The organism is Pseudomonas saudiphocaensis (assembly GCF_000756775.1).
GTDB classification, from domain to species: Bacteria; Pseudomonadota; Gammaproteobacteria; order Pseudomonadales; family Pseudomonadaceae; genus Stutzerimonas; species Stutzerimonas saudiphocaensis.
This window is the reverse complement of record NZ_CCSF01000001.1, coordinates 754844-767012: the sequence shown is the minus strand read 5'-3', so window position 1 is coordinate 767012 and position 12169 is coordinate 754844. Positions and strand designations below refer to the sequence as shown.

Below are 12169 nucleotides of genomic sequence, written 5' to 3'. Positions count from 1 at the left end.
GATTTTTCGTTGACACTCTTCATGGTTCTCCCTACCCTCGCGAAAATCTGGGTTCGGAGCAGAGCATGGGTAGTATCTACCTGATCAGACATGGTCAGGCGTCTTTCGGCGCAAAAAACTATGACGTTCTGTCACCGCTCGGCTTTCGCCAGGCAGCTGCTCTGGGCGACTACTTCGCGCAGTTGGACCTGCGCTTCGACCGCTGCATCAGTGGCGAATTGCAGCGTCAGCAAGATACTGCACAGGCTACCCTCGGACGAATGGCTAGCCAGCCTGAAGTCGAGGTCGATCCGGCGTTCAATGAATTCCTCGCTGACGAGGTTATTCGGGCGCACCTGGACGATCTGCTGCGCATCGAGCCCAACGCACTGCAAATTCTCCAGAACGCAGCCGACCATCGAGCCGAATTCCAGCGCCTGTTCAGTCAGGTAATCCAGCGATGGGTTTCTGGTGAGCACGAAAAGGAAGGCCTCGGAAGCTGGCAGAGTTTTATCGAACGCGTCGAGGGCGGACTGAACCGTCTGCTTGAGCAGGCCGGCCCGAAGGACCGTGTCGCGGTATTCACCTCGGGCGGAACTATCACCGCCCTGCTTCAGTTGATCATTGGCGTACAGCCGATCAAAGCCTTCGAATTGAACTGGCAGATCGTCAATACCTCGCTGAGCCAGCTGAAGTTTCGTGACCGGGAAGTCTCCCTGGCATCCTTCAACAATCACGTACATCTGGAACTGTTAAAGAATCCGGAGCTCATCACCTGGCGATAGGCTCCACTTCACGGCGATCAATGATCGCCTGTTTTTCACGATAAAAAGGGACATATCCATGAGCACCGTCGACGAAACCATTCAGGGCATGAAAGCCAAGTTCAACGCCAGCGCCGCTGCCGGCCTGGATCTGGTTTTCCAGTTCAACATTACCGATGCGGAAGACTACTACCTCATCGTCAAGGACGGCGCCTGCGACTTCCACAAAGGCGAATCGGCCGATGCCAACGTCACCCTGATCATGGACAGCGAAACCATGCAGGGTGTCATCAGCGGTGAGACCGACGGCATGCAGGCCTTCATGGCCGGCAAGCTGCGCGCCGAAGGCGACATGATGCTGGCGCTGAAGCTGAGCGAGCTGTTCCCGTCCTGATTCCAGCGTTGCTATAGCGAAAACCGGAGCCTGGCTCCGGTTTTTTTTGCCCGCGATCTGGAGCGACTTGCGGATAACTTATCGACCGGCAGCAACCAGACCAATAAGACTCCTGTTTCCTTGAACCCGGACCTTCTTCGCGATTAGATGAGCCTAAGCATACGCCCCAGAAAATCAGGCATAAGGATAGAGCAACAATGACACTGAGCGATCAGGCCAGCCGGATTCGCGAGGGTGAGGAGCTACCCGCCGAGGTCATCGATCCGTATCTGAAAGCCCATATTCCAGGTCTTGAAGGTACGCCGCGCATTTCACAATTTCCCGGTGGCGCCTCCAATCTGACCTATCTGCTGGAATACCCGAGCCAGGAACTCGTGTTGCGGCGTCCGCCGTTTGGTCAAAAGGCGAAATCGGCACATGACATGGGCCGGGAATTTCGCATTCTCAACCGTCTCAATGCCGGTTTCCCTTATTGCCCGAAGGCTTATCTTCACTGCACGGACGTGAGCGTGATCGGTGCCGAGTTCTATGTCATGGAGCGGGTCAAGGGCATCATCCTGCGCGAAAACATGCCGCCGGAGCTCGGCTTTTCACCGGAGCAGACCCGTACGCTGTGCCAAAGCTTTATCGACAAGTTCGTTGATCTGCACAACGTCGATTACCAGGCGTGCGGCCTGGCTGATCTTGGCAAGCCTGAAGGCTACGTCCAGCGCCAGATCGACGGCTGGATCGAGCGCTACGAACGCGCCCTCACACCCGATGCGCCTAGTTGGGAGCCGGTCAAGGCCTGGCTACGCGACAAAATGCCGGCCGATCATCCCAAGCCCGGTATCGTTCACAACGATTACCGCTTCGACAATGTCATCCTCGATCCGGACAACCCGATGCAGATCATCGGCGTACTCGACTGGGAAATGACCACCATTGGCGATCCGCTGATGGACCTGGGCAACACCCTGGCCTACTGGATCGAAGCCGACGACCCGGCGCCCGTACAGCTCATGCGTAAACAGCCGAGTAACGCGCCTGGCATGCTGACACGTAGGGAGTTCGTGGATTATTACGCCGAGCGCGCAGGTATCCGCATCGACAACTTCGACTACTACTACACCTATGGTCTGTTCCGCCTGGCCGGCATCGTTCAGCAGATCTACTACCGCTATTTTCACGGCCAGACCCAGGACAAGCGATTCGCAAGGTTCGTGCAACTTAACGCCCTGCTTGAGCAAATGGCCCTGCAGGTCATCGGCAAATCGAAGCTGTAGCAAGGCCCGAAAGGTGTACGAACTGAGTACGGCTTATTTAGGCGAGCTCGTCCGCTGGATTCGCTGCACTCGCCCAGTGGCTCATCCTTCGACTGTTGCTCCCCAGCCCCATCGCCTTGTCTCGCCTTTCTTTCCATAGCCTGCAACACAGGAAGAACCGCACCATGAACAGAACTACCCTTTTCGATCTAGACGGCAAGATCGCCTTTGTCTCCGGCGCCAGTCGTGGTATTGGCGAGGCCATCGCCAAGCTGCTGGCTCAGCAGGGTGCGCACGTCATCGTATCCAGCCGCAGGATCGAGGGCTGCCAGGCAGTCGCCGACGCCATCATTGCAGAGGGCGGCAAGGCGACAGCGATGGCCTGTCATATCGGTGAGCTGGAGCAGATCCAGTCAACCTTCGCGCGTATTCGCGAGGAGTTCGGCCGCCTCGATATACTGGTCAACAATGCCGCTACCAACCCGCAGTTCTGCCATATTCTCGATACCGACGTCTCAGCCTTCCAGAAGACCGTGGACGTAAATATTCGCGGCTATTTCTTCATGTCTGTTGAAGCCGGCAAGCTGATGCGCGGGCATGGCGGCGGCAGCATCATCAACGTCGCCTCCATCAACGGCGTCACGCCGGGTCATTTCCAGGGTATCTACTCGGTGACCAAGGCTGCCGTCATCAATATGACCAAGGCCTTCGCCAAGGAGTGCGCGCCGCAGGGCATCCGCTGCAACGCCCTGCTCCCGGGCCTCACCGATACCAAGTTCGCCTCGGCGCTGGTCAGCAACGATGCCATTCGTGAAGAAGCGCTACGGCACATTCCGCTGCACCGTGTGGCCAATCCCGAGGAAATGGCCGGCGCCGTCCTGTACCTTGCCAGCGATGCCTCCAGCTACACCACGGGGCTGTCGCTCAATGTGGATGGTGGCTATCTCGCCTGATCGCAGCGTTTAGCAGACTCACCACGCTGCCGCTCTTGAACGAGCGACCTGTTCGCGAGCTTTGCTTTTCCCAACCTTGGAAGGCTCCATCCAAGCTCGCGGACAAGGTCGCCCCAAAGGGCTTCTCCACTAGCCGTCAGTGCTGCCACTCGACGTCATTACCAATCCTTCATCGCCTGCTCTGCAGCGGTATTCATCGGTTGTGCCAGCAACCCTGTCGGAGTCACTTCGATAGCATATTCGGCACCATCGGCCATGGGCAGGAAGCTGACCCGGCGCTGCTGCGCCTCAACCAGCAGCGAGCCACACTGGCAGCGTTGCAGCCATGCCCAGAAATCCACCCCGAACCGGCTTTGCTCAAGCTCGACTCGCACATTGCGTGCCTGCTCCTGCTGCTCCACGGCCAAATAGCGACCAGATAGCCTCTGCAGCCGGAAGCCGTTTTCAAGTCCGATCAGCGCTGCAACGCCCCGCCACTGCAGGCCCCGCATATCAAGCTGCCAAAGGTCGCCTTCCAGCGTGGCAAAGCTGGCCTGACCGTTCTGTTCAAGCCTCACCTGATAGCGCTGAGGCCCTTCGGCCTGGAATGCCAACCGGGCCAGGGGTTTGCCCTGCGGTAGGGAGTTGTAGGTAGTCACATCCCAGGCTACCAGAGCAACCAGGCCACCCAACCCGAGTAGCAGAAAACCGAAGGTGCCACGCAGCCAGCCCAGCAACCAGTTACCGCCTAGCAAAACGCGCAGTGCGAGCAGGACCGTAACCAGCGCAAGAAAGCCGACACCCACTGCAAGTCCTAGGTATTGCATCACGCGCCTTCCTCAAAGTTCGGAGGCGCATTATCAATGCGGCATTGCGTCGCTTCCAGAGCCAGCTCGGAACAGTGATTACGAGTCGACATTATGTCGTTGCGTTAGGCTCGAAGACCGTTGGCTTGGCGCCTAACAATCGGCATCATGCAGCCCTGCTGCGTCTCTTTTTTGCCCCACCTCCCAAGCAAAGTGCCCCATGCCCCTTCTCGAACTGTCGATAGACCTACCTGTGCTTGCAGCCCTGCTGGCCGTTGCCTTCTTTGCCGGCTTTATCGACGCCATTGCCGGAGGTGGTGGACTCCTGACCCTGCCTGCCTTGCTGACCGCCGGCCTGCCGCCGCACCTGGTGCTGGGTACCAACAAGCTGTGCGCGACCTTTGGCTCGGCAACGGCCAGCTTCACCTTCTATCGACGCAAACTGTTTGACCCTATTCAATGGCGCCGCGCATTGATCGCGACGGCTATCGGCGCGGCGCTCGGTGCCGGGCTGGCGCACCTGATTCCGGCACGCTGGCTCAACCAGCTGCTGCCGCTAATAGTGTTCGTCTGCGGGCTTTATCTGCTGATCAATCCAGCCCCGGCGCCACGTGACAAAAACACGCCAATCGGTAAGCACCGCCAGTGGCCCCATGGCCTGGGACTGGGGTTCTACGATGGCATTGCCGGCCCAGGAACCGGCGCCTTCTGGACAGTCAGCAGCCTGTTGCTCTATCCGCTGGATCTGCTCCGGGCGAGCGGTGTAGCGCGCAGCATGAATTTTGTCAGCAACGGTACTGCACTGGGCGTTTTCATCATCAGTGGCCAGGTAGCCTGGGTATTGGGATTGGGAATGGGCCTGGCGCTGATGGCCGGGGCCTACCTGGGGGCGCGTACCGCCATTCGCGGCGGGTCCAAGTTTATCCGGCCGATCTTCATTCTCGTGGTGTTGCTGTTGAGCCTGCGCTTAGCTTGGCAGCATTGGTTCGGCAGCGCCTGAGCGCCGCGCCAGATAGAGTTCGATCAGGTAGCGGGCAATGGATTTCGGCGCTGGCAGCGCTGGCAGCCGTTCGATGTGGAACCAGCCGGCATCTTCGATCTCTTCCGGCTGAATGACGATGTCCCCGCCCGCATATTCCGCGTGAAAACCCAGCATTAGTGAATGCGGAAACGGCCAGCCCTGACTGCAGATATAGTGCGGCGTGTGGATCGCGACGCCGACTTCTTCCTGCACTTCCCGTATCACGCATTGCTCCACCGACTCCCCCGGCTCGACGAACCCCGCCAGGGTGCTGTAGACCCCAGGGGCGAAGCGCGGAGAACGCGCCAGTAGCAACTCGTCACCGCGAGTAACCAGCACGATCATGCTCGGCGAGATACGTGGATAGTGATGAATGCCGCATGCGCTGCATTGCATCGCTCGCTCAGAAGGATGCTGGCGCATCGGCTGGCCGCAACGGCCGCAGAAACGGTGCTGGTTGACCCAAGTGCCTATTTGCGCAGCGAAGCCGAGCATGCGAAACCTGTCGACATCCTCGTCCTGCAGCATGAACTGGCGAAGCCCCTGCCAGGATGCACCAGGCACCTCGGCCTGATGGGCAAGTTCGAACAGAAACACAGGCTCACCCTCGAAATATCCGAGGCCCTGTTCGCTGATCAATGGCAGGTTCAGCCGTTTGAGCCAGTCTCTGGGAAACAGCACGCCCCTGTGGTCAAACAGAAAACCTTGCTGGCAATGGACGAGCGCCCAGCCGTTGTCACCCGTTGGGTCGAGCCGTGCAGGTTGCCAGCGCAAGCTCACTCAGGCGGCTACCCGCATACCCAGCGCACGCACGCTTTCGGCGGCGAGGTCCAGAACACTGACACGGGAATCGTCACGCCGCAGGACCGCGCCACCTTCGAGGTAGTACTCAAGGCTGGTCAGGGCATCGGCGAGGGTTTCCAGCAGCTGCTCGGAGGGCATCTGCACACCTTCGAGCATTTGCTTTTGAATGAAATCTGCACAGGCTCCGATCAGTTCGGCAGCGCGATCCTGTTCAAGGAAGCGCAGACCACCGCGTACTGCCATCAGGCTGAACGGTACATTGGCCAGGTGCAATTTCTCTCCGTTGGATTCCAGATAGGCAGTGATGGCCCGCTTGGCCAAGGCAAGGCCGGCGGTGGCTTCTCCAATCACCACGATGCAGGCCTCGGTGAGCTGGTGGTTGGCAAACGCTTGCGCTTCGTTACCGACCTGGACAGTTTGCGGCCGGGTGTCGCGTCGGCCGTCTCGTTCAAGACTGGCCACCATGCTCTCTACGTATAGCACCGCATCGGCCAGCTTGAGCAAGGCTTCGGGGGCAGGAGCGTTCTCGGTGGTCCAGCCGGAAACCTGGCTCAGCTGTGCATGCAGTGCGCTGGATGCGGAGGACAAGCCCACCATGCCAAGGGTTTTGGCCAGCTTGCCGAGCAGGGTGTGCAGGTTGGCGTAGGAGTCCGCTGGCGCGGTCTGGCGCTCGATCAGGTCCAGCAAGTCCTTGACGCTTGCAAGCTCCTCGCGGATCGCCGATGAAAGCGAGCGCATCACGGCATGGCCGGGACCAGCCAAGCGCTGGGACTCGTCTTCAAGAAGATGATCGGTAAAGGGAAGCGGGCCCAGAGAAAATATTTCCCGGACCTGGCTTGCAATCGGCCCGCCACTTTCCGCCAGTGCAACCAGATACAGCAGTTCTTTAAGCAGACTGCGCGGCGGTTCATGGGCGCCGTTGACGATTAGTTGCCGAAGCTCCCGGTCGACCTTGGAAAACAGCTGTTTGCGCGACTGACGCGGCAATAACTGGCCATCAAGCTGAGCCTCCAACGCCGCACTGCCCAGCCAGCACAGGCGTCCCGCCGGAGTGTTGGCGTAGAGCATGTCCAAGCGGCCAAGCGCACGCCCCATGAGTTTGAGGCTGGCTGGCACGTTGTTTTCACGGATGAAACCGAGCAGGCCAATCTGATACATCTGTCGCAAGCGACGCGCCTCGGCAGCACGGGCAGCAGGCTCACGCGCCGGCACTGCCATGGCGGGGCGGGCATGGTCGAGACGAACACTGAAGAAAAAGCTTTCCGGTAGCGCTGGCTGAGCCGCGGCCAGGCGCAACGCATTGATTGGCGGCAAAAGCAGCTCGGGCATTTCCTGGCGACTGGCATCGACACTTTCCAGATAGCGCGCCAGCACGTACAGCGCATTGCTCAAGGCTGCAAGCTGCGTGTCGCGCTCCTCTCCTGCCCCAACGGGAATGTCGGTGGCCAGCTGCAGGATTTCCTGGGCCAGCAACTCGGCGCCGGTCAGCTCGATCAGACTGAGAGTGCCGCGAACCTGCTTGAGGTTCTCGACCGCCTGCTGCAGCAAACCGCCGTTGTTACGGTCGATGATGAAATGTTCGAGGCTCTGTTCGGCCTCTTCCATGGTGGCGAATAGCTCATCGCGAACCAGGCTGAGTGAAGTCGCTCCGGTAACCATGCCTAGCGCGCCCCCCGCGCAACGTTTGGATGATGCATCAGTCGGCGAAGTCCGGTTTCTGCTTGCTCATGTGAGCGGCCATGGCGACCTTGAGGTCGGCCGACTGGAGCATGGCTGCATTCCAGGTCGCAATATACTCAAGGCCGTCATCAACGCGGTGGTCGCGCATGTAGCGGATCATCTCCTTGGTTCCACGTATAGCCAAGGGAGACTTTTCTGCAATCTGCGCCGCCAGTTCCAGCACCGCCTGCATCAGGGACGCCTGGTCTGGGTAGGCACGATTGACCAAGCCGATGGACTGTGCCTCCTGCCCGTTGACGTTACGGCCGGTATAGGCCAGCTCTCGCATGAGACCGTCGCCAATGATGCGTGGCAGGCGCTGCAGAGTGCCGACATCAGCGGCCATTCCCATGTCGATTTCCTTGATGGAAAACTGTGCGTCGAGCGTGCAGTAGCGCATGTCACAAGCCGAGATCAGATCGATAGCGCCTCCGAGGCAATAGCCCTGGATGGCGGCAATCACCGGCTTGCGGCAATTGTCCACGGCATTCAAGGAAGCCTGCAGCTTGAGGATCTTACGGCGCAGCAGCTCGGCATTGCGACCGATGTCGCTACCCAGGCCACTCGCTGCCTGGGCCAGAAGTTGCAGATCGATGCCGGCCGAAAAATGCTTCCCCTCGCCGGTCAGCACCACCACTCGCACTGCGTCGGTGTCATCGACCCACCGAAATATGTCGACGATCTCGTCCCAGAACGCAGCGTTCATGGCATTGACCTTTTCAGGTCGGTTGATCACTACATGGGCGATCCGGTCCTTCAGTTCCACGCGAAAGGCTTGGTATTCGGTCACGCTATCTTCCTCGACTGCATGTGCCTGGGCAGATTGTCAGGCCATCAAATCGACCTGTCTCAAGCGGCACAACTATAACAACAGCCGGCCGAAAGTCGATGCAGGACCTTGTGATGCAGCCCACGCCCTGCACAACATCTGTGCAAGGCAGCTCCGTCAGCTTTTAACCCTGCGCAATGCAATCGACCGTATAACGAGGGCCGTCAGGGTGCTCCTCGCGCTGCAATCCGTGGACGTCCGCGTCGAACCCGGGGAACTTAAGAGCGAACTGCTGTGCGAAGTCGAGGTAATCGAGTATTGAGCGCGTCTCGGCGGTGAAGCGCTCACCCGGCATGATCAGCGGTATTCCTGGCGGGTATGGCACCAGCATTACTGCAGCGATACGCCCCTCCAGAGCATCGATGGGTACCGCCTCAACCTCGCCGCGCACCAGCTTGTCATAGGCATCGGCGGGCGTGAGTACCTGTTCTGGCAGCGCGGTATACATGCGCCGCATGGCTTTTGCGGTGGCATTTTCCCGGTAGCAGCCGTGTAGCGCGGCACACAGATCGCGCAACCCCATGCCGGCGTAGAGGCTACCTCCTGCCAAGGCCACGCTGGGCAGCGCATCACAGAGCGGAACGTTGTTGTCGTAGTGGCGCTTGAACTCCAGCAACTCGGTCAACAGCGTGCTCCATTTGCCCTTGGTGATGCCCATGGTGAACAACACCAGCATCGAGTAGAGCCCGGTCTTTTCGACCACCAGACCACGTTCCCAGAGGAATCTGCTGACCACTGCCGCCGGAATGCCGCGCTCGCTCAGCTTGCCATGGGCAGTCAGCCCCGGCGTAGTCAGCGTTACCTTGATCGGATCGAGCAGCACGTAATCTTCAGCGACGTCTCCAAAGCCGTGCCAGTCGGCATGCGGCTGCAGTAGCCAATCGGCGGTAGCGAGGTTCTCCGCACCTTCGGCAGGTTCCGGCTGCCAGATACTGAACCACCAGTCATCCGGCGCCAGGTGGCTGCGCAGATTGGCCAGAGCACGCCGGAAGCTCAGTGCCTCGTCGAAGGTTTCCTGGATCAGCGAGCGCCCCGCCGGGCCTTCCATCATCGCCGAGGCCACATCCAGCGAGGCAAGGATGCCGTACTGCGGCGAGGTGGAGGTATGCATCATGAAGGCTTCGTTGAAACGGTCCAGATCCAGCTGGCGCTGCTGGCTGCCGAGCACATGGATCATCGAAGCCTGGCTGAAGGCCGCCAACACTTTGTGCGGCGAGTGGGTGGTGAATACCAGAGGCCCCTGCTCGCGGGTATCCATGCCGTAACGCCCGTCGTAGAACTCATGAAAGGCGGCATAGGCATACCAGGCTTCATCGAAATGCAGCACATCGACGCTGTTGCCCAGAGTGCGCTTGATCAGATTGGCGTTGTAACAAAGGCCGTCGTAGGTGGAATTGGTGACCACCGCCAGCTTCACCCGTGGTGGTCGCCCTCGGGCGAGCGGACTGGCGTCGATCTTGGCCTGAATGGACTCAGGCGTGAATTCCTCCAGCGGAATCGGACCAATGATGCCCAGCTCGTTACGCGACGGCGTGAGGTAAAGCGGTATCGCCCCGGTCATGATGATCGAGTGCAGGATGGACTTGTGGCAGTTGCGGTCCACCAGCACCAGATCACCACGCGCGACCATCGAATGCCAGACGATCTTGTTGGCCGTCGAGGTGCCGTTGATCACGAAAAAGGTGTGGTCAGCGCCAAAGTTGCGCGCCGCACGGGCTTCGGCCGCGGCCAGCGGCCCGGTGTGATCGAGCAACGAGCCAAGTTCCGGCACGGACACCGAAAGATCGGAACGTAGAGTGTTTTCCCCGAAGAATTGATGAAAGGCCTGTCCCACCGGGCTCTTGCGATAGGCAACGCCACCGCCGTGGCCCGGTGTGTGCCAGGAATAGTTGGAGTCGCCCGTATGCTGTACCAGCGCTCGGAAAAAGGGAGGCAGCAGCCCGTCCAGATAATTGCGCGCTGCCCGCGCCACCTGGCGGGCGAGGAATGGCACCGTATCTTCGAATAGGTAGAGCAGCCCGCGCAGCTCGTTCAGATCAGCCATCGCTTCCGCGGGCGCATTTTCGATGGTTATCTGCTCACCAAGGGCAAAAATCGGCAACCGCGGAGCACGCCGCCGCGCCACGCGAATCAGACCGACCACGTCCTGCAGCAGACGCTGGTTGTCCCCCGCTCCCTCGGCCGCCACCAGAATGCAGGCCAGGCCATGATGGGTGGAGGCTACGATGCGCCCTTCGGCAGCGCTGCCGGTTGGCAGGATATGGAAGCCATCCTGTTCCAGTTCAGCTGCAATTTCACGAACCCGCTCACCGGCGACCGTATCGGCTTTGATGTCGCGATGAACGATCAGGATGGGGAATTTCAGGTCTTTGTGCATGAAGGGTTTCCTGAAGATGCGTCCCCTCAGGGTAGAAGCTTCGCCTTCAGTCACCAAGCCCGATTTTTTAGTGCTCGGGTCAAGCGGGTGTCGTCTCGCTCGCCTGTTCAAGCTGAAGCCACAGAGGCTGCGCACCTGCGGCCTTTTCGATGGCCTTCATGCACGCGGCATGTGCAGCAAGTTCTTCGGCGCTGGCACGGAGTATCGGGATCTGCGGGCGCTCGGCTGGCAGGCGGCGAATCGGCGTAGGTTGCTGACGCCCACCGTTTTCCCCTTCAGCCCCATCACCGGCCAGGGAAAGATTGGTCTGCCCGCCGGTCATGGTCAGCCAGACATCGGCAAGAATCTCGGCGTCGAGCAAGGCGCCGTGCAGCTCACGCCCGGAGTTGTCCACGCCGTAGCGCTTGCACAGTGCATCGAGGCTGTTGCGTTGGCCTGGATGGCGCTCACGCGCCATCAGCAGGGTGTCGAGAATGCTGCAGTGGTCGCTCAGCTCGGCACGTTCACGCTGTCCGAGCAAGGCGAATTCGTTGCTGATGAAGCCGACGTCGAACGCCGCGTTATGGATGACCAGCTGCGCGCCTTTGATGAATTCGAAGAATTCGTCGGCGACATCCCGAAAGCGTGGTTTATCGACCAGGAACTCATTGGTGATGCCGTGCACCGCAATGGCGCCTTCATCCACTTCACGGTCCGGCTGCAAATAGACGTGGTAATGCCGTCCCGTCAGGCGACGACCGATGACTTCGACACAGCCGATCTCGATGATGCGGTGGCCATCGGTAACCGGCATCCCGGTGGTTTCTGTATCCAGCACTACGCTGCGCATATTTACATCTCTCTCAAGCTGTTTCTTGTCTGGCCTGAGCCACGCCGCGGTTGGCCAACAGGTCGGCGTGCTCGTTTCCAGGATGGCCGGTGTGCCCGCGCACCCACTGCCAGGTCACCTGATGGCGGTTGACCTGTTCGTCCAGCTGCATCCAGAGATCGGCGTTCTTGACCGGCTGCTTGGCAGCGGTCTTCCAGCCGCGTTTCTTCCAGTTGGGCATCCAGTCATTGATGCCCTGCATGACGTACTGCGAGTCGGTGACCAGGCGCACCTGGCAAGGCCTTTTCAATTCTTCCAGCGCGCGGATGGCAGCCATCAGCTCCATGCGGTTGTTGGTGGTCTGCGCTTCGCCACCCCAAAGTTCGCGCTTGACGCCCTTGTAGATCAGCAGCGCGCCCCAGCCACCGGGACCGGGATTGCCCTTGCAGGCACCGTCGGTATAGATCTCGACCGTGTCATCACTCATGCAGA

General features: G+C 59.8%; 12 protein-coding genes. 5 read left to right on the top strand and 7 right to left on the bottom strand.

What is annotated here, in order from left to right:
* Positions 1–65 precede the first annotated feature (65 nt).
* The 4 genes from BN1079_RS03630 (at position 66) to BN1079_RS03615 (ending at position 3334) form a co-directional block, all read left to right on the top strand.
* Positions 66–764 (top strand): histidine phosphatase family protein, encoded by a 699-nt coding sequence (locus BN1079_RS03630; RefSeq protein ID WP_037022366.1) that lies wholly within the window; start codon positions 66–68, stop codon positions 762–764.
* A 58-nt stretch (positions 765–822) separates the two neighbouring features.
* A complete protein-coding gene (locus BN1079_RS03625; protein ID WP_037022365.1) occupies positions 823–1137 on the top strand; it encodes an SCP2 sterol-binding domain-containing protein in 315 nt (104 codons plus the stop codon).
* A 197-nt stretch (positions 1138–1334) separates the two neighbouring features.
* On the top strand, positions 1335–2402 hold the full coding sequence (locus BN1079_RS03620) for a phosphotransferase family protein (protein ID WP_037022363.1): 1068 nt from the start codon (positions 1335–1337) through the stop codon (positions 2400–2402).
* A 164-nt stretch (positions 2403–2566) separates the two neighbouring features.
* Entirely contained in the window at positions 2567–3334 is a 768-nt protein-coding gene (locus tag BN1079_RS03615; protein WP_037022362.1) for an SDR family oxidoreductase, read from the top strand.
* A gap of 158 nt (positions 3335–3492) precedes the next feature.
* Here the strand turns inward: BN1079_RS03615 and BN1079_RS03610 are convergent, their stop codons facing one another.
* Positions 3493–4140: a hypothetical protein gene (locus BN1079_RS03610; RefSeq protein ID WP_037022360.1), complete on the bottom strand. Its 648-nt coding sequence runs from the start codon at positions 4138–4140 to the stop codon at positions 3493–3495.
* Positions 4141–4339: 199 nt separating this feature from the next.
* Between BN1079_RS03610 and BN1079_RS03605 the strand changes: the two genes are divergently transcribed.
* The gene (locus BN1079_RS03605; RefSeq protein ID WP_037022359.1) at positions 4340–5119 is read left to right on the top strand and encodes a TSUP family transporter; all 780 of its coding nucleotides are present in this window, start codon (positions 4340–4342) and stop codon (positions 5117–5119) included.
* Here BN1079_RS03605 and nudC read toward each other — a convergent pair.
* The 6 genes from nudC to rnhA form a co-directional block, all read right to left on the bottom strand.
* Positions 5087–5920 carry an NAD(+) diphosphatase gene (gene nudC, locus BN1079_RS03600; RefSeq protein ID WP_037022357.1) on the bottom strand — a complete coding sequence of 278 codons (834 nt, stop codon included), beginning with the start codon at positions 5918–5920 and terminating at the stop codon, positions 5087–5089. The two genes, BN1079_RS03605 and nudC, sit on opposite strands and share 33 nt — an antisense overlap.
* Positions 5921–7603 carry a FimL-related protein gene (locus tag BN1079_RS03595; protein ID WP_037022355.1) on the bottom strand — a complete coding sequence of 561 codons (1683 nt, stop codon included), beginning with the start codon at positions 7601–7603 and terminating at the stop codon, positions 5921–5923.
* 37 nt (positions 7604–7640) lie between these two features.
* Positions 7641–8453: a crotonase/enoyl-CoA hydratase family protein gene (locus BN1079_RS03590; RefSeq protein WP_037022352.1), complete on the bottom strand. Its 813-nt coding sequence runs from the start codon at positions 8451–8453 to the stop codon at positions 7641–7643.
* A gap of 163 nt (positions 8454–8616) precedes the next feature.
* Positions 8617–10869, bottom strand: coding sequence for an Orn/Lys/Arg family decarboxylase (locus BN1079_RS03585; protein WP_037022351.1), 2253 nt, complete (start codon positions 10867–10869; stop codon positions 8617–8619).
* 79 nt (positions 10870–10948) lie between these two features.
* Positions 10949–11698, bottom strand: coding sequence for a DNA polymerase III subunit epsilon (gene dnaQ, locus BN1079_RS03580; protein WP_037022348.1), 750 nt, complete (start codon positions 11696–11698; stop codon positions 10949–10951).
* Positions 11699–11711: 13 nt separating this feature from the next.
* Positions 11712–12164 (bottom strand): ribonuclease HI, encoded by a 453-nt coding sequence (gene rnhA, locus BN1079_RS03575; protein ID WP_037022346.1) that lies wholly within the window; start codon positions 12162–12164, stop codon positions 11712–11714.
* Positions 12165–12169: the final 5 nt, after the last annotated feature.

What these genes read in the sequence shown, in the direction of transcription:
- BN1079_RS03605 (WP_037022359.1), top strand. Translation starts at nt 4,340, where the DNA reads ATGCCCCTTCTCGAACTGTCGATAGACCTACCTGTGCTTGCAGCCCTG.
- BN1079_RS03610 (WP_037022360.1), bottom strand. Translation starts at nt 4,140, where the DNA reads ATGCAATACCTAGGACTTGCAGTGGGTGTCGGCTTTCTTGCGCTGGTT.
- BN1079_RS03615 (WP_037022362.1), top strand. Translation starts at nt 2,567, where the DNA reads ATGAACAGAACTACCCTTTTCGATCTAGACGGCAAGATCGCCTTTGTC.
- rnhA (WP_037022346.1), bottom strand. Translation starts at nt 12,164, where the DNA reads ATGAGTGATGACACGGTCGAGATCTATACCGACGGTGCCTGCAAGGGC.
- BN1079_RS03595 (WP_037022355.1), bottom strand. Translation starts at nt 7,603, where the DNA reads ATGGTTACCGGAGCGACTTCACTCAGCCTGGTTCGCGATGAGCTATTC.
- BN1079_RS03620 (WP_037022363.1), top strand. Translation starts at nt 1,335, where the DNA reads ATGACACTGAGCGATCAGGCCAGCCGGATTCGCGAGGGTGAGGAGCTA.
- BN1079_RS03630 (WP_037022366.1), top strand. Translation starts at nt 66, where the DNA reads ATGGGTAGTATCTACCTGATCAGACATGGTCAGGCGTCTTTCGGCGCA.
- BN1079_RS03625 (WP_037022365.1), top strand. Translation starts at nt 823, where the DNA reads ATGAGCACCGTCGACGAAACCATTCAGGGCATGAAAGCCAAGTTCAAC.
- dnaQ (WP_037022348.1), bottom strand. Translation starts at nt 11,698, where the DNA reads ATGCGCAGCGTAGTGCTGGATACAGAAACCACCGGGATGCCGGTTACC.
- BN1079_RS03585 (WP_037022351.1), bottom strand. Translation starts at nt 10,869, where the DNA reads ATGCACAAAGACCTGAAATTCCCCATCCTGATCGTTCATCGCGACATC.